The sequence below is a fragment of the Desulfobacter sp. UBA2225 genome (assembly GCF_002348205.1).
Lineage (GTDB): Bacteria > Desulfobacterota > Desulfobacteria > Desulfobacterales > Desulfobacteraceae > Desulfobacter > Desulfobacter postgatei.
On record NZ_DDYV01000196.1, the window covers coordinates 1 to 17,110 of the forward strand.

The following is a 17,110-nucleotide window of genomic DNA, read 5'->3' on the forward strand; positions in this document are numbered from 1 at the left end:
AACGGGCTTCGAAAAGCCATGGGAAAAAAGATTGCCACCATGATGGAGGAGCACCGGACCCTTTTTATGAAGGGTGCCCAGGAAAACGGCCATGATTCCCAAAAGACTGAAGAGCTTTTTAACCTGATGGAGAAATTCGGCGGCTACGGCTTTAACAAGTCCCATTCAGCAGCCTATGCCCTGATTGCATTTCAGACCGCTTTTCTTAAAGCCCATTTCCCCGTTGAGTTCATCGCCGCCCTGATGACGTCTGAACGCAGCAACTCAGATGCGGTGCTCAAGTACATGGATGAATGCAAAGCCCATAACATCAAGGTTCTGCCCCCGGATGTCAACGAGAGTGACGCCTTTTTCAATGTGGATAATGATTGTATCCGCTTTGGTCTGGCTGCTATTAAAGGCGTGGGAGAAGCCGCCATTGAATCTATTGTGGAAAATTGTGAAAAGGAAGGTGAATATACCAGCCTTTATAATTTCTGCGAACGGGTAAACCTGAGCAAGGCCAATAAAAAAGTGCTTGAAGCCCTGATTAAATGCGGCGCCTTGGACGCCACCGGCGACAAACGCGCCCAGATGATGGCGGTGCTTGAGGATGCATTGGACCATGGTTCCAGAATCCAGAAGGAGAAGGCAGATGCCCAGCTGGATCTGTTTGCCGATTCAGGTGTGGGCATTTGTCTCCCCTCCAATATCCCAAGAATGCCTGACATGGACGAGTGGGAGGGCAAAGTGTTGCTGGAGTTGGAAAAAGAAGCATTGGGGTTTTACATCACCGGCCATCCTATGGATGATTATGCGGATATCATACGTAAATTTGCCAATGTTAACACGGTTACGCTTCAAGATGTTGAAGATGAAAAGATGATCCGCATCGGCGGGAATCTCAAGGTTCAGAAGATTCACAAGACCAAGAAAGGGGACCTGATGGCCTTTTGCAACCTTGAGGACCAGTATTCAACCGTGGAGCTTGTAGTGTTTCCAACTCTTTATGCCAGGACCCATACGTTTTTGTCCCAGGAGCAGGTTGTCATTGTTGAAGCAGAGGTCCAAAAGAAAGAGAATACGGTCAAGCTGCTGGGTGAAGCAATTGTTCCGGCAACCCAGGCTGAAACCCTTTGGGCTGCCGGTATTGTGATGCAGGTGGATGCGCAACAGCATAAACCTGATGTATTTGATCAGCTCAAACCCGTGATTGAGCGGTATCCCGGCAATTGTGTTTCCTTATTCAACATTCACATCAATGCAGGACACCCGGATGTGATGGTTAAATTGTCGGATGAATATAAGTCCGATGCCTGTCCCGGTTTTTTTCAGGAGATTGAAACCATCCTTGGCCCCGGCACGATTGAAACCAGATGCGCGCCTGTAAAAGAGAAGGTGAAAAAGAAAAAGCGCTGGTCCCAAAAACAGGTCACCTGATGTCCGGATTGATAAAAACGGTGCCGGGATTGGAGATCTGAAGGCGACTTACCACCCGGCCCACCCCGTCAATACTTCTGACCAGGTCCTCGGCCATGCGGCGCTGGTATGTATCGGATACCCATCCATCAAGATAGACCACCCCATGGCGGACCTTTATGTGAATTCCATGATCATCCACCATGTCATCGGACATAAATTTGGATTTTACCCGGGCCATAAGCACCGTATCACTGACAAATCCTACGGGTGACCGAGCGCTTTCTTCGGTATCAGATTGGTAGTACACCGGTGACCCGGTATTTTTGGATCCACAGCCGGGCATCAAGAAACAAGAAACAAGAAACAAGATGCAGGAGACAAGAGGGCGAAACACCTGCGGTGCGCATTTTAGCCCTGCGTTTTTGGAATCTTCAAGTTTCATTGTTTGTTGTGGGTTGAATGCGCATGGCTGTTAGTCAAAATCGTTCAGATCTATACTGTCAAGATCTGAAAGGTCCATATCCTTTAGGAGATCATCTTCGTCGGGAATGATGTCTTCGTCAATCACAATCGGTTGGCCTGTAGTGTTTCCGAGTTTTTCAACATTGTTGAACCCCTCTTGGTCATCCGCGTCGCGATCTGCAAAAAATTCTGAAATTCCAAGAAAAAACAGATATCCCAGGCCGGCCATATTCAAAAGGATGATCATTGCTCCCATGATGTTTTTAATCAGCACGCTTTGCTTTTTCCAGTTAATGGTTTGACGATGGGGATTTGAGTGTTTATATATAATCTTCGTTTTTGTGGCAAGACTAAACCTGATATTAGGGGTAAGGGAATTCAAAGGTTTTTTGTATGGGTTGGCTTGGAAAAATAGTTGGCGGTACCATCGGACTGGCTTTAGGCGGTCCTTTGGGTGCTGTGGCAGGGGCTGCTTTTGGCCACGCTTTTGTGGACAAAAGGGAAGATGAGTATTTACGTTCTATTCCGGGTAGTAATGGACCGGGCCTGTCTGCCAATGAAGAAGCTCAGCTGCTCTTCTTTACTGCGGCTTTTTCCATGCTGGCTAAAATCAGCAAAGCAGACGGCCGGATCAATGAAGAGGAGATAAAAGCAGTTGAACGCTTTATGGTCAATGATCTTCAACTTGATCAAGCAAGCCGTGAGACGGCAAAAAATATTTTCAGAAATGCCGTGACATCTTCCCAGACCTTTGAGGGATTTGCCGAGCAATTTTATTCGGTGTTTAAATACCAGTCTAATATCATTGAGTTGATGATGGATGTGCTGCTCAGGGTCTCTTCGGCTGACGGAAGTATTTCTGATGTCGAGGAGCAGATGCTTTTGTCAGCTTCACGGATTTTCAGATTTTCCCTGTTGGATTATAACCGGCTTAAATCCAGGTATGTGAAAAAATCAGATCCCTATTATGCTGTTCTTCAATGCGATGAAAATGCAAGCAATGAGGAGATCAAAAAGAAATACCGGACCCTGGTCCAGGAGTATCACCCGGATAAAATTCAGGCCAAGGGGCTGCCCGAAGAATTTGTCAAGTTTGCCACGGATAAATTCACTGAAATCCAGGCCGCTTACGAGCACATCAGAAAAAGCCGGGGATTTTGATCCGGCCACTACTGGAAGAACAAGTAAGCGGTATATATAATTGATAGGCCTTCCGGTATAGTGACATGCACAAGATTGCTCAACTATTTGAAAAAAGAATAAATTGTTGACACTTTTTATCTGCTCTGATAGATTTTTAGTCTCGTAAATATAAAATCTAACGCTTTAACGTCAGGACAATATGAGGCTTTTATGGTTCAAGATTATGATGATGATGTCATTGAACTGACCGACGTGGTCACCGAAGAATCATCCCGAGAAGACCAGGAAATAATTGAACTGACCCAGGAAGCTTCGGCTCCCGAAGCGTTGCTTTCTGATGATGTTTTTTTACCCTTAAGAGAGGGTGAAAATATCATGCCGTCACTGGACCGGGTCGATATAGAAGCTGTCCTTGAAAAAATTATAGAGAAAAAATTTTCTGCAACCATTGAAAAAATCCTTTTTGAAGTGATGGAAAAAGTTATCAAACGTGAAATAGAAGATATTAAAGCCGGACTTAAGAAAGACCTGGATGATATTGGTTAGGTCTGATTAAACGATTGACTTAATTTTTAAAAGTTTTTATTAACGTGACGGGGATTGATTCAATCCCCTTTTTTGATTAAATAGCCTTGGGCTGCCTTGTTTTGTAAAACGCTTGGCGGTTCACGACAAAATTTTACACAGCCCCGTATTGTATGAGGCTGTCACATTAAAAGGGTTTGAGGAGTTGAATTATGTGTTCGGATTCCCTGGACAAAGGATATTCACCGAAAGAGATTGAAGAGAAATGGTATTCATTTTGGCTTGAAAACGGTTTTTTTAGAGCTGAAGACAAAAGTGACAAAATCCCCTTTTCAATTGTTATTCCACCGCCCAACGTCACTGGCGTGCTTCACATGGGGCATGCCCTAAATAACGTTATCCAGGATATCATGTGCAGATACAGAAGGCTTTTGGGGCAGAATGTGCTTTGGATGCCGGGAACTGATCACGCCGGAATCGCCACCCAGAATGTGGTGGAGCGTAAACTGGCGGCCGAAGGCAAAAACCGTGATCAAGTCGGTCGGGAAGCCTTTATTGAGGAAGTCTGGAAATGGCGGGAAAAATCAGGTGGTGCCATCATCAACCAGCTCAAGCGTCTTGGTGCATCCTGTGACTGGGACCGGGAACGCTTCACCATGGACGAAGGACTTTCCGAGGCTGTACGTAAAGTGTTTGTCCGTCTGTACAAGGAGGGCCTGATTTATGAAGACCAGTATATTATTAACTGGTGTCCCAGATGCAAGACCGCTCTCGCAGACCTTGAGGTTGAATACGCAGAAAAGGACGGTTACCTCTATTATATCCGCTATCCGTTCAGAGGCAGCCAGAAAAAAGGGCTGACCGTTGCGACGACCCGGCCTGAAACCCTTTTTGGGGATATGGCTGTGGCAGTTAACCCTGAAGATGAACGCTTCAAGAACCTTGAAGAAACAGAAGTTCAGCTGCCCCTGACAGATCGCCTAATTCCCATTATCCGGGATGAATATGTGGATACCCATTTTGGTACCGGCGCCCTGAAAATCACCCCGGCTCATGATCCCAATGATTTTCATCTGGGTGAAAAACACGGCCTGAAAAAATTAAAAGTGATTGATGATGCCGGTGCAATGCTCGAAGGGGCAGGGCGGTTCGCAGGTCTTGACCGGTTTGAATGCCGGAAAAAAGCTGTTAAAGCGCTTGAAGAGTTGGGCCTTCTTGAGAAAAAAGAACCATTGAAACACAGCGTGGGCAATTGCTACCGCTGCCACACCGATGTGGAGCCTTCCATTTCCAAGCAATGGTTTGTCAAGGTAGGGCCGCTGGCTGCAAAGGCAGCCCAGGCCGTACGGGACGGCAGAACCAGGATTATTCCTGACAACTGGTCCAAAACCTATTTTGAGTGGATGGATAATATCAGGGACTGGTGCATATCCCGTCAGATCTGGTGGGGTCACCGCATCCCGGTATGGAAATGCCCGGATTGCAAGGCCGTTATTGTTGAAGAGACGGATCCTGATTCCTGCCCCAAATGCGGTTCCCAAAATATTGTTCAGGAAACCGATGTCCTTGACACCTGGTTTTCTTCAGCCCTCTGGCCATTTTCCACGATGGGCTGGCCTGAAAAAACGAATCTTTTGCAAACCTTTTATCCGACCAATGTTCTGGTTACAGGATTTGACATTCTGTTTTTCTGGGTTGCCAGGATGATGATGATGGGCATTCATTTCATGGACGATGAAGTCCCGTTCAAGGATGTTTATATCCACGCCCTGGTCAGAGATGAACACGGGAAGAAAATGTCCAAGTCCAAGGGGAATGTTATTGATCCGCTCAAGGTGATTGATGAATACGGGGCAGATGCGTTCAGGTTTACCCTGGCTGCTTTTGCCGCCCAGGGCAGGGACGTTAAAATGTCCGAATCAAGGGTCGAAGGGTACAGAAATTTTGTCAACAAGTTATGGAATGCGGCCAGATTTACCCTGATGCACATTACTGAAAAAAACGCATTGACTGACAATCTTGCCCTGAGCCTGACGGATCGCTGGATTTTATCCAGGTGTACTGAAACATCTTTGGCCGTTAAACAGGGAATTGACGAATACCGGTTCAATGAAGCCGCTTCTGCCGTTTATCAGTTTGTATGGCATGAATTCTGCGACTGGTACCTTGAGGCTGCCAAGCCCGCCCTGTATGAAAAGTTAGGGGCAGACCGGCGTGACGCTGCCCGTGCTGTTCTGGCAAAAGTGCTTGAAGATATTGTCATCATGCTGCATCCTTTCATGCCCTTTGTTACCGAAGAAATTTACAATATCCTTCCGGGCACAAAAGGTTCTGTGATGAAGGCCACGTTTCCCTATAATGAGGATGAGTTTAAAAAATTTAAAGATCCGGATTGTGAAAAAGAGATGGAATTTATGTTCTCTTTGATTTCAGGTATCCGAAATGTCAGATCTGAGATGAACATCCAGCCATCCATCAGGGTTAAGGTCCTGGCCACTACGGCAGAAAGCTCAGAAAAACTGCTGATTGCCGAAAACAAATCTGTCATTATCAATCTCGCCACCCTTGAGAATCTCTCTTTCTGTGACGCAGAGAATCCGCCTGAATCTTCCGCCACCACAGTTTCAGGGGCCACTACTTGCTATGTCTGCCTGGACGGTGTAATTGATTTTGACAAGGAAATCAGTCGTCTTGAAAAGGAGCTGGAGAAAAACACCAACGAGTTGAACAATATCCAGAAACGACTGAACAATGATAGCTTCCTTGAAAAAGCCCCGGAAGATGTTATTGAGAAGGTCAAGTCACAACATGAAGAACTTAAAGAAAAGCAGGATAAAATTACGGTGAATCTGGATCGGGTTAAGAATCTGAAACAGGATTGAAAACGTATATATGGATATCACAGAACAGATCATCCGGCTGGCGCTTTTTGAAGATACCGGTCTTGGGGATGTGACCACGGAAAGTATTTTCCTTCATCCCCAGGAAAAAACCGCCATTATTGTAGCCAAACAGGATTTTATCCTGGCAGGAATCGATGTGGCAAAAAAAGTATTCCATTTTGTAGATCCATCAATGAAGTGTAAAAATCATTTTAATGATTCGGACACCATTAAAAAAGATGAGGTCATATTTAGCATCACTGGTGATATCCGCTCTATTCTGACAGCTGAACGTGTGGCTTTAAATTTTCTGCAGCGGCTTTCCGGTATTGCGACCCTGACACGAAAATTTGTCAAGACCCTGGATAATCCAAAAGTCAGGCTGGTGGACACAAGAAAAACAACACCAGGCTGGCGAAAAATAGAAAAAGATGCTGTCCGGGCAGGGGGGGGTTCTAATCACAGATTTGCCCTTTATGACGGCATTCTGATCAAGGACAACCATATTGCGGCTGCAGGCTCCATTGCGGCGGCCGTTTCCCTTGTCCGGGCCAGGGCTTGCCATCTGATGAAGGTGGAAGTGGAGGTTTCGAATATGGACCAGGTGCAGCAGGCACTTGATGCCCGGGCTGATGTTATTATGCTGGACAATATGGACATTGATGCCATGACCAAAGCCGTGACGCTGATTGGAAAGCGGGCGATGGTGGAAGCCTCGGGTAATGTTAGTTTGAAGACGTTAAATGCCATTGCCGGAACCGGTGTGGATATTATTTCCTGCGGCGCGCTCACCCATCAGGCGGTATCTGTGGATCTAAGTTTGCGTATTCAAAATTAATTTTGAGAAATATGGTATGCTGACAATTTCCAGAATTTGTTTGCTATTGCTCCTTGTGTTAACGATATTCATCACACCTTCCTATGCAGTAACGCTACAAAATTCAACATCGACAAATGAGAACATAAATCTGTATGAACTCAAGGATCAGACCTATTATTTTCCGGCTAATTACGCTTTAAATGATAAAACAGTCTTTTTACCTTTGCGAAGATGGGATCTGATTTTTACAGGTGACCATATCAATCAAATTGATGACCCCGTGGACCGTGAAAATATCAATTATGTAATTCCAGGGCCTTTTAACCATGTTATGGTGTATATGGGAAAAGATTCAAAAGGCCTGGCGTATGCAATTGAACTCAATCTATATTCGCTGGAAGGCGGTGGCCGCTTATCGTTAATCTGCTTGGGATCTGATTTTGGAATCCTTCGCCACCCAGAGACTCAACGTATTCACGATAAACGTATGATGGAGAATCGTTGGGCAATGCGGTTTATCAATACTGCATATGAGCAGGTGCGCACCCATGAAGATTTACTCTTTTCAAAATTGGAAAACGACTTGGCGACAAATCTTCCTTACCAATTTGTACTTGAGCACTCAGGCCAACTGTGGGATCGCTATATCTATTTGATTGATGATGGATTTGAAGGGGGGGCCGGCTGTTCCGACTATTGGACCACCTTGTTTGAGGTGTATGCAGGTCTTTGTATTAAGAATGTCAGAATGAGTGCTCAGGAAATGGTGGACTATGCTCGTAACAGCCCGGAAGGGCTTCTGGCATATGTCCCAACGGAAGTGAGTCCATTTTCGAATCCGGTTTTCGTTTATCAATTGCTGGCTATGGGATTCCAAATCGTACCTGATGACCCCCATGTATACAGTTGTGACGGCACAGAAGAGACCGGCATTGTGTTACCCTATCTGATCATGCAAAGCGATCTGCTCGAAGAGATTCAAGCGTTGAAATCGCCTTTTCCCGTATTCTGATTTCTGTCTTTGGGCAAAAGATGACGAATGGAATGGATGATATCCCTGGATACCATCCATTCTTGACCTATCTATTTTACTGTATATGCGCAGTTGTTAAAGGTGATGGTTTTTGTTTCAGAATCCCCTGTGATGACAATATTACCGCCCGCAGCGGTATCCGTACAAACCTCTTCATCCATTATTACATTATTGAAAATAACACTATACTCGCCTACGGTGATGGGGTCGGCGGGTGTTGATATGATGGTTTGAGGTGACGTTGTGCTATTTATTCTCGCTGTTCCGTTGACATCTCCTTCATGGGTCGTCAAGTCTAATGCCATATCGTAAATATCAGTGGAGACAGGCGTTACAATGATCGTTCCGGAGGCTTGCATGTCCGAGGTTTCAAAATTGGTAAGTGTGAGGATAATGGGTTGTTCGGATGAATCGCTAAAAGGCATGCTAATTTGCATTCTGCCGTTCATTGAAACGTCTACAGATTGAAGATTTGAAAAATTAAGGTTTGCCTGTATAATCGCGTCTTCTCCGGATGCGGCCAGACTTATTCCGAGCGTCATGGCTCCGTTAAGAATCAGCCGGCTGTCTCGCTGGACATTTGTGGCGGTGATTGCTGCATTGGCGGAAAGGCCGGTTTGAGTCATAACGATATCGGTAATATTGATTAGCACCAGACCTGTATATGTTGAACTGCTTCCTTCAGGGGTATATCCGGCACCGAAATCAGCCCTAACATTTATGGCAGAGGGCAAATTTGAAATGTCCAGAGTCTCCATAGGGGGGGTGATGGTTACCACAGAAGAGTCGCCATTTAAAATTTCTTCCAGCAGGGTTGAAATTTCGTCAATCATGGGAGACATATCACTTACAGAAGAGATCAGCGCAAGGTAGCTCTCAATGTCCGCTTCCAGTTCAGAGGGAAGCGCTGCCGCGATATATGCTTGGGCATCATCTATGCTAAAATCACTATCTGTAGCATACGATACGATGTTTTTTGCCCACTCCATAAAATTTTCATTGGTAGTTAAATTTCCGATTTTGGAGTTCGCAAACAAAAGGCCGATTTCGGTCTTTTTGGCCAACATAGCGGCATCTGTTGGACTGTGGGTTTCATCTTTTGCACCATTGATGATAGCCATAATAGCCTGGTCTCGCCTAAACTCACCGCTCTCCAGCCCATCTACCCAATAGGCAAGCCCTGCTTGCGCTGGATCACGGCTTAATGTATTATTAAAAACTGTGGTGATGAATTCTGCATTGCTGGATCCTGTTGGAAATTTTGCCTGGGTTTCCGGTTGGTTAAAAAAAGATTGTGCCACATTCTCAATAGTAAAAGTGCCGAATTCAACTTCTTTGGTCCAGTACTCTAAACCCCTTAAAGCCGGCGCCCTCTCAAACGTTGCTACATAAATTTCAGTAACACGTTGTTGAATTTCCTCATGCGATAGAGAACTAACGGCATGAGAATTACCGTACAGTAAAAACAACCCCATTACGACCAATAGATTTTTTTTCATGTGCACCTCATTCTTTTTAAATTAAGTTTAGAAAAACATAACAGGATCACCTGTGAATGTGCCCTGCTGTATTTACGTCTTTTTCTGCTTTTTTGAATAGGCTGAAATTTTATCATGGATTATTAATTTTTAGAAGACGAAATTAACGGGCTACGGTTAACTGGTTGCGGCCGTTTTTCTTGGAAAGGTATAATGCGTTATCTGTGCGTTTGATAAATGAGGTAAGGTCTTCACCCTTGACAATCTGTGCTGCCCCGATGCTTACGGTTACCGATGTCTGCACACCGTGATTGGGTATGAATACCGCTTTTTGCACATTGTCTTTAATGCGGCTGCCCACCAGACAGGCTTCAGTCAACTCTGTTTCCGGTAAAAGAACGGCAAATTCCTCACCCCCGTAGCGGTAGGCGGAGTCCATGCTGCGCAGACAGGAAGAGATGATCATGCCCATGCTCATCAGCACTTTATCTCCTTCTAAATGTCCCCAGGTATCGTTGTATTTTTTAAAAAAATCAATATCCAGCATAAGCAGTGATAAATTCCGGGAATAGCGCTGAGAACGTTCGACCTCTTGCTTGATCTGATGAAAAAACTGTCGGGAATTGAACAGGCCTGTTAACCCGTCGGTTATGGCCAGCTGCTTCATATCTTTTAGAAGCTTATCCCTTTCCCTTTTAAATGCAGCTTCCCTGAGCATTCGTTTGATTCTTAAGTTCAGTTCTTCAAAGCGGAACGGCTTGAAGATGAAATCACTGGCTCCGGCATTAATGGCCTCCTCATAGGAATAATCAGCAGAATACCCGGTCATGACCATGACATCAATATCGTATTGATCCCTGATCAGACGGGTTAGTTCAAGCCCGTCCATTCCCTGCATCATGATATCCGTCAAAACAATATCGGGTTGAAACGTTTTCAGAATATCAACGGCATGGAATGCACTTTCAGCACTTTTGACCTCATAGGCCATCAATTTTAAAAACTCTTCTACAGATTCTTTAATTGCTATATCATCATCAACAATGAGGATGGCATGGGCCATTGGCTTCTCCGATACAAATAGAACTCCCTGAACAGCGGCTTTTCTTGACACTGCAAAATACAATTGATAAATGTATAGCCTTAATATGTATAGATACAGCTTTTTTGTCAACTCTTAGTTTGGAGCTTAATTGAAATACGATCACCTTCATATTAGAAATTTTTCTATTATTGCGCATATCGACCATGGTAAATCAACCCTGTCTGACCGACTGATACAACTGTCCGGTATTATAGAGGATCGGGATATGAAAGAGCAGATCCTGGACTCCATGGATATTGAGCGGGAAAGGGGAATCACCATAAAATCCCAGACCGTGTCCCTTCCTTATACGGCACCGGACGGCAGTAAATTTCTGCTGAACCTCATTGATACACCGGGGCATGTGGATTTTTCCTATGAAGTGTCAAGGGCTCTTGCCTCCTGCGAAGGCGCTTTGATACTGACCGACGCATCCCAGGGGGTAGAGGCCCAGACCCTTGCCAACCTATATCTTGCCATGGAACATGGGCTTGAGGTTCTTCCGATCATCAATAAAATTGACCTGCCTTCTGCTGAGATCGAATGGGTCAAAAACCAGATTGATGAAGATTTAGGCCTTGACAGTGAACAGGCGCTCCTTGTGTCTGCAAAAGTGGGCACAGGTGTGGACAAGGTTTTTCAGGCTATTGTTGACAGGATACCCGGTCCCACCGTGGAAAATACGGGCGCATTCAAGGCGTTGATATTTGATTCTCACTATGATGCTTTCAGAGGGGTTATCATTCATGTCAGGATTTTTGAGGGAAATATCAAAAAAGGGGACCGGATACAATTTATGTCCAATAATGCGACGTATAAGGTCGAAGAAGTGGGACTGTTCCAGATCAAGCATAATCCCCAGAAAAGCCTTGAAGCAGGGCAGGTTGGGTATTTTATTGCAGGGATAAAGCTTATATCCGATGTCAAAATAGGCGATACGGTGACCATGCCGGACAAACGGTGCGACAAGGCGCTCGGCGGTTTCAGGGAACCCACGCCTGTGGTGTTTTCGTCAATGTATCCGGTGGCATCCGATGATTATGTGGAATTGACCGACGCCCTGGAAAAACTCAAGCTGAATGATGCCTCCCTGATTTATGAAAAAGATTCATCTGCAGCACTGGGTTTCGGGTACCGCTGTGGGTTCCTGGGGCTTTTACATCTCGAAGTCGTGCAGGAACGCCTTGAGCGGGAATATGACATTTCACTGATTTTAACCTCGCCTTCGGTCCAGTATGAAGTCACATACGTGTCAGGGGAAGTTAAGATAATTGATAATCCAACAGAATACCCTGACCCCACAGAAATCAAATGCGTCAGGGAGCCCATTATCAAAGCGTCCATCATTGTACCGGATAAGTATATGGGAAATGTCATGCAGGTTTGTCATGAATTTCGCGGCGTCAGTACCAATTATCAGTATCTGACCTCCAACCGTATGGAAATGAAATTTATTCTGCCTCTGGCCGAGGTGGTTTATGAATTTTATGACCGTCTTAAAAGTGTGACCCAGGGATATGGCTCCTTTGATTATCAAATGGCCGGCTTTCAGGAAACAAATCTTGTAAAATTGGATTTTCTGATAAACGGAGAACGCGTGGATGCGCTTTCCATGCTGATTCACCGGGACAAGGCAGAGACCAAGGCAAGAGGTGCTTGCAAAAAACTGCGTGAAGAAATCCCAAGACAGCAGTTTAAAATACCCATCCAGGGTGCCATTGGCGGCAAAATTATTGCGAGAGAAACCATTTCAGCTTATCGCAAAGATGTTACAGCCAAATGTTATGGCGGTGATATTTCAAGAAAGCGTAAGCTTCTGGAAAAACAGAAAAAAGGCAAAAAAAGAATGAAGATGGTTGGCGCTGTGGAGATCCCTCAGTCGGCGTTCCTGTCTGTGTTGAAATCTGATTGATTTGTGTCGAAAAAACCCCTGACTTTTAAAGGTCAGGGGGGGGTCATGAAGCCCGTCATCACCTAATCTATTTATGCTGATATTCGATTCTTTTTATTCTTTTCATCATTTTTCTGCCCTTTATGTTCCAGCGACAGTTTATACTGAAAGCTGTCCGCCAGAGCCTGCCATGAGGCTTCAATGATATCCTCGGAAACACCAATGGTTGAAAAGTTGTGGTTCGTATCCCGTGATTCAATCAACACCCTGACCCTGGCATCTGTGCCGTCGGATCCGTCAATGACGCGAACCTTAAAATCCACCAGATGAAGATCCTTGACGCTGGGATACATGGTGGCCAATGCCTTTCTTAGGGCATTATCAAGGGCAGATACCGGACCCTCGCCTTCGGCTGAGGTGATTTCGGTTTTGTCTCCAACCCGGATTTTGATCATGGCATGGGAATAACAGGGTCTTTCCTTGTCCTTTTCCACCACCACCCTGAAGGATTCGAGTTCAAAATGGGATTGATATTGCTCGGTGAGTTTTTCCATGAGCAGTTTTAGGGTTCCTTCGGCCGCATCAAACTCATACCCGTAGTTTTCCATCTCCTTGATGTTGTTGACAATCAGAGATTTTTTGGATTCATCATCGCCCAGATCAACTCCAAGCTCCTTGGCCTTGTAAGCGATGTTGCTCTTGCCGGACTGCTCGGAGACCAGAACCCTGCGGCGGTTGCCCACAAGTTCCGGAGCCATATGTTCATAAGCTTTGGGATTTTTCATGATGGCCGACACATGAACCCCGCCTTTATGCGTGAAAGCAGAACGGCCCACAAATGCTCTGCTGGACACGGGCGCCATATTTGCGGTCTCCGATACAAACCTGGACAGCGCCCGCAGCTTAGCCAGGTTCTCTTCGCTGATACACGCCCTGTTCATTTTAAGGGACAGGACAGGGATAATCGCTGTGAGATCGGCATTGCCGCAGCGTTCGCCATATCCGTTTATCGTGCCCTGCACCATGGTCGCACCGGCATGAACCGCGTTGATGGTGTTGGCAACAGCCATGGCACAGTCATTGTGTGTATGCACGCCGAAAATGACATCATCATAATCCTTGAAATGAGCAATGGTTGCCCGGGTGATGGTGTCGATATCACAGGGGAGGCTGCCGCCGTTGGTGTCGCAAAGCACCAGGCACCTGCTCCCCCCTTCCACAGCCGCTTCCAGGGTTTCTAAAGCAAAATCGGCATTGGCTTTATATCCGTCGTAAAAATGTTCGGCATCATAGAGTACTTCACGGCCCTGTGCCTTGAGATAGGATACGGTTTGTGTAATCATGGCAAGATTTTCTTCCCGGGTATTATTCATAATGTCAATTACATGCAGGTCCCAGGATTTGCCGAAAATCGTTACCACAGGCGCACCTGAATCGATAAGCGCCTTGATGTTGCCGTCTTGTTCACAGGTTGAGTTTTGTCTTCTCGTGGATCCGAATGCGCAGATCTTGGCCTGTTTGAACTGTTTATCCCTGACCAGATCAAAAAACGCCTGGGCCCCGGGATTGGACCCGGGCCAGCCCCCTTCAATGTAGTGGATTCCGGCATCATCAAGGCGCATGGCGATCTTAAGCTTATCCTCGGGGGAGAAGAATATGTTCTCCCCCTGCATCCCGTCACGCAAGGTGGTGTCGTAAAGCAAGGCTTTTTTCTTTGTTTTTAGCGTATTCATTTTACATTCTCCCTGCCAAGGGCGATGGTGCCGGTGGACGCAATTTCAATAATGCCCATGGGTTTCATCAGCTCAATAAACGCATGGATTTTTCCGGAATCACCCGACACTTCCACAATAAAATGTGAGACCCCCACATCAACGATCCTGGATCTGAAAATATCAACGATACGCATAATTTCGGCCCGTTTTTCAGTTTTTGCATGAACCTTGACAAGGACAAGCTCACGCTCCACATACTTTTTTCCCGTTAAATCATTAACCGTTATGACATTGATCAGTTTATGCAGCTGCTTTTTGATCTGTTCTATGACGTGTTCGTCACAGCAGGTGGCAAGGGTGACCACTGAGACGTCCGGCTCTGCTGTTTTTGCAACGCTTAAGGAGTCAATGTTAAACCCGCGGCCGGAGAACAGGCCTGAAATCCGGGACAGAACCCCCGGTTCATTGTCCACAAGAATTGATAAAATATATCTGTTGGTTTCCATATCAATTATCCTTTTAAACCAGAAGCATGTCAGTGATGGCCCCGCCTGCCGGAACCATGGGATAGACCGATTCTTCACGTTCGACAATAAAGTCCATAATTACTGTGCCTGGGGTGTTCAGGCCCGTTTCAAGGGTCTGAATCACCTTGGCCGGATCGTCACACCTGAAACCGGTTGCCCCGTATGCCTCGGCAAGCTTCACAAAATCGGGCTGGGCCTCCATATTGGTGTCTGCATATACTTTTTTGTAGAAAAATTCCTGCCACTGGCGCACCATGCCAAGATAGCGGTTGTTTAAAATAACGATTTTTACATCCAGTTTCTCAGCAACAGCCGTCATCAATTCCTGGGAATTCATCTGGATCGAGCCATCCCCTGCCACACAGACAACCGTTTTGTCAGGGGCCGCGGCTTTGGCACCTATGGCTGCGGGAAGGCCAAACCCCATAACACCAAGGCCGCCGGATGTTATGAAATGGTTGGGTGCTTCAAAATGATAGTACTGGGCCGTCCACATCTGATTTTGCCCGACTTCCGTGGTAACAATGGCCTTGCCTTTGGTGACCTCATACAATTTTTCAACTACATATTGCGGCTTGATGGTGTCAAAGGATTGGTCGTACTTCAGGGGTGTTAACTCTTTCCACTCGTTGATGCGTTTAAGCCATGCAACCCGGTCGTTCATAAAATTTTCAGGTGCTTCTTTTTCCATAAGCGCGGCAATATCTGCCAGGGCCATTTTGCAGTCACCGACAATGGGGCAGTCAACGTCAACATTTTTATGGATGGATGTGGGATCAATGTCGATTTGAATGATTTTGGCGTCAGGTGCAAATTTTTCAAGGTTGCCGGTTACCCGGTCATCAAACCTTACACCGGCCGCAAAAATCAGGTCGCTGTGGCCGATACTCATATTGGCCCGGTAGGTGCCGTGCATGCCCAACATACCCAGCCAATTCTCATCAGTTCCCGGAAAGGCACCAAGTCCCATCAGGGATGCCGTAACCGGGAGCTTGGCAAATTTTGCGATCCGGGTAAATTCCTTGCTTGCTCCTGATAAAATGAGACCTCCACCCCCGAACATTACCGGCCGGCGCGCCTCTTTGAGCATTTTTACAGCCGTTGCTATCTGCTTTTTATTGGGTTTGTAGTTGGGCTTGTAGTTGCGCATTTTCATAGGTTCGGGCATTTGAAAATCAATCATAGCCTGGACAATATCCTTGGGCAGATCGACGAGCACCGGCCCCGGGCGTCCGGACCTGGCAATGAAAAAGGCTTCCTGAATAATTTCCGCAAGTTTGTTTGGATCTTTAACCAGGTAGTTGTGTTTGGTGCAGGGGCGTGTGATACCCACAATGTCCACTTCCTGGAACGCATCGTTGCCGATAAGGGCTGTGGGGACCTGACCTGTAAAAACAACGATGGGAATGGAATCACAATGGGCTGATGCCAATCCCGTTACGGCATTTGTGGCACCGGGTCCTGAGGTGACCAATGCAACGCCGGTGGTTTTATGCGCCCTTGCATAGGCATCGGCCATGTGAACGGCACCCTGTTCGTGTCTGACCACAATATGGCGCAGGTCGTCATGTTTAAGAATTTCATCATGGATATCAATGGTGGCACCGCCGGGATACCCGAACATAGTATCAACACCCTGCGCCTTTATCATCTTAATGAGGATTTGAGCCCCTGTCAGTTTCATTATCCGCTCCTTTATTTAAATATGGCGCCATTGCCGGCAGATGTTACCATCTTGGCATAACGGGCCATATAACCTTTTTTGATTTTGGGTTCGGGTTTTTTCCAGCCTGCTTTTCGCCGGGTCAGTTCTTCTTCAGGTACCATTAATTCAATGGTTTTGTTTGGAATATCAATGCGAATTTGATCACCTTCATTCACAAAGGCAATCAGCCCCCCCTGGGCAGCTTCAGGAGATACATGACCGATGCTGGCGCCTTTGGTGCCACCGGAAAACCGACCGTCCGTGATCAGAGCACACCGATCATCAAGCCCCATGCCTGCAATGGCTGATGTGGGGGTGAGCATCTCGCGCATGCCTGGTCCCCCGGCCGGTCCCTCGTACCGGATGACGATGACATCGCCCGGATTGATTTTTCCGTCCATAATTGCGTCAAATGCTTGTTCCTCGGAGTCAAACACCCTGGCC

The 17,110-nt window shown here is 46.3% G+C and carries 15 protein-coding genes; 7 read left to right on the forward strand and 8 right to left on the reverse strand.

The genetic code is table 11. The annotated features are described in order from the left end of the window. Positions 1 to 1,419, forward strand: a 1,419-nt coding sequence (locus B3D59_RS09925; protein WP_349676884.1) for an OB-fold nucleic acid binding domain-containing protein, incomplete at its 5' end; no start/stop codon positions are given. Here the strand turns inward: B3D59_RS09925 and B3D59_RS09930 are convergent. Both B3D59_RS09930 and B3D59_RS09935 read right to left on the reverse strand, forming a co-directional pair. After that, positions 1,412 to 1,708: a BON domain-containing protein gene (locus B3D59_RS09930; protein WP_216594023.1), complete on the reverse strand. Its 297-nt coding sequence runs from the start codon at positions 1,706 to 1,708 to the stop codon at positions 1,412 to 1,414. The genes B3D59_RS09925 and B3D59_RS09930 overlap by 8 nt on opposite strands. 165 nt (positions 1,709 to 1,873) lie before the next feature. Next, complete coding sequence (locus B3D59_RS09935) at positions 1,874 to 2,137, reverse strand: hypothetical protein (RefSeq protein WP_286819437.1); 264 nt, start codon at positions 2,135 to 2,137, stop codon at positions 1,874 to 1,876. A 119-nt stretch (positions 2,138 to 2,256) separates the two neighbouring features. Here B3D59_RS09935 and B3D59_RS09940 point away from each other — a divergent pair, with 119 nt between their 5' ends. From B3D59_RS09940 to B3D59_RS09960, 5 genes are all read left to right on the forward strand, one after another. After that, the gene (locus B3D59_RS09940; RefSeq protein ID WP_286819439.1) at positions 2,257 to 3,024 is read left to right on the forward strand and encodes a TerB family tellurite resistance protein; all 768 of its coding nucleotides are present in this window, start codon (positions 2,257 to 2,259) and stop codon (positions 3,022 to 3,024) included. A gap of 192 nt (positions 3,025 to 3,216) precedes the next feature. Further along, the gene (locus B3D59_RS09945; RefSeq protein WP_286819440.1) at positions 3,217 to 3,552 is read left to right on the forward strand and encodes a hypothetical protein; all 336 of its coding nucleotides are present in this window, start codon (positions 3,217 to 3,219) and stop codon (positions 3,550 to 3,552) included. Between the two features lie 191 nt (positions 3,553 to 3,743). Next, positions 3,744 to 6,413 (forward strand): valine--tRNA ligase, encoded by a 2,670-nt coding sequence (locus B3D59_RS09950; RefSeq protein ID WP_286819445.1) that lies wholly within the window; start codon positions 3,744 to 3,746, stop codon positions 6,411 to 6,413. Positions 6,414 to 6,423: 10 nt separating this feature from the next. After that, the gene (nadC, locus tag B3D59_RS09955) at positions 6,424 to 7,251 is read left to right on the forward strand and encodes a carboxylating nicotinate-nucleotide diphosphorylase (RefSeq protein ID WP_286819451.1); all 828 of its coding nucleotides are present in this window, start codon (positions 6,424 to 6,426) and stop codon (positions 7,249 to 7,251) included. Positions 7,252 to 7,267: 16 nt separating this feature from the next. After that, a complete protein-coding gene (locus B3D59_RS09960) occupies positions 7,268 to 8,245 on the forward strand; it encodes a hypothetical protein (RefSeq protein WP_286819454.1) in 978 nt (325 codons plus the stop codon). Positions 8,246 to 8,316: 71 nt separating this feature from the next. Here B3D59_RS09960 and B3D59_RS09965 read toward each other — a convergent pair whose 3' ends face one another. Together B3D59_RS09965 and B3D59_RS09970 are read right to left on the reverse strand one after the other, a co-directional pair. After that, entirely contained in the window at positions 8,317 to 9,765 is a 1,449-nt protein-coding gene (locus tag B3D59_RS09965; RefSeq protein WP_286819457.1) for a DUF4214 domain-containing protein, read from the reverse strand. Between the two features lie 142 nt (positions 9,766 to 9,907). Continuing rightward, a complete protein-coding gene (locus B3D59_RS09970; RefSeq protein ID WP_286819458.1) occupies positions 9,908 to 10,807 on the reverse strand; it encodes a GGDEF domain-containing response regulator in 900 nt (299 codons plus the stop codon). Between the two features lie 130 nt (positions 10,808 to 10,937). Here B3D59_RS09970 and lepA point away from each other — a divergent pair, with 130 nt between their 5' ends. Beyond that, positions 10,938 to 12,740 (forward strand): translation elongation factor 4, encoded by a 1,803-nt coding sequence (lepA, locus tag B3D59_RS09975; RefSeq protein ID WP_286819460.1) that lies wholly within the window; start codon positions 10,938 to 10,940, stop codon positions 12,738 to 12,740. A gap of 71 nt (positions 12,741 to 12,811) precedes the next feature. Here lepA and cimA read toward each other — a convergent pair whose 3' ends face one another. The 4 genes from cimA to B3D59_RS09995 form a co-directional block, all read right to left on the reverse strand. Next, the gene (gene cimA / locus B3D59_RS09980; RefSeq protein WP_286819461.1) at positions 12,812 to 14,452 is read right to left on the reverse strand and encodes a citramalate synthase; all 1,641 of its coding nucleotides are present in this window, start codon (positions 14,450 to 14,452) and stop codon (positions 12,812 to 12,814) included. Continuing rightward, on the reverse strand, positions 14,449 to 14,940 hold the full coding sequence (ilvN, locus tag B3D59_RS09985; RefSeq protein WP_286819462.1) for an acetolactate synthase small subunit: 492 nt from the start codon (positions 14,938 to 14,940) through the stop codon (positions 14,449 to 14,451). Before ilvN ends, cimA begins: the two co-directional genes overlap by 4 nt. Before the next feature lie 13 nt (positions 14,941 to 14,953). After that, positions 14,954 to 16,645, reverse strand: coding sequence for a biosynthetic-type acetolactate synthase large subunit (gene ilvB / locus B3D59_RS09990; protein WP_286819465.1), 1,692 nt, complete (start codon positions 16,643 to 16,645; stop codon positions 14,954 to 14,956). Between the two features lie 11 nt (positions 16,646 to 16,656). Continuing rightward, positions 16,657 to 17,110, reverse strand: a 454-nt coding sequence (locus B3D59_RS09995) for a dihydroxy-acid dehydratase (RefSeq protein WP_286819466.1), incomplete at its 5' end; no start/stop codon positions are given.

Coding starts and splice junctions, on each gene's coding strand:
- B3D59_RS09965 (WP_286819457.1), bottom strand. CDS start 9,765: ATGAAAAAAAATCTATTGGTCGTAATGGGGTTGTTTTTACTGTACGGT.
- ilvN (WP_286819462.1), bottom strand. CDS start 14,940: ATGGAAACCAACAGATATATTTTATCAATTCTTGTGGACAATGAACCG.
- B3D59_RS09970 (WP_286819458.1), bottom strand. CDS start 10,807: ATGGCCCATGCCATCCTCATTGTTGATGATGATATAGCAATTAAAGAA.
- nadC (WP_286819451.1), top strand. CDS start 6,424: ATGGATATCACAGAACAGATCATCCGGCTGGCGCTTTTTGAAGATACC.
- cimA (WP_286819461.1), bottom strand. CDS start 14,452: ATGAATACGCTAAAAACAAAGAAAAAAGCCTTGCTTTACGACACCACC.
- ilvB (WP_286819465.1), bottom strand. CDS start 16,645: ATGAAACTGACAGGGGCTCAAATCCTCATTAAGATGATAAAGGCGCAG.
- B3D59_RS09960 (WP_286819454.1), top strand. CDS start 7,268: ATGCTGACAATTTCCAGAATTTGTTTGCTATTGCTCCTTGTGTTAACG.
- B3D59_RS09945 (WP_286819440.1), top strand. CDS start 3,217: ATGGTTCAAGATTATGATGATGATGTCATTGAACTGACCGACGTGGTC.
- B3D59_RS09940 (WP_286819439.1), top strand. CDS start 2,257: ATGGGTTGGCTTGGAAAAATAGTTGGCGGTACCATCGGACTGGCTTTA.
- B3D59_RS09950 (WP_286819445.1), top strand. CDS start 3,744: ATGTGTTCGGATTCCCTGGACAAAGGATATTCACCGAAAGAGATTGAA.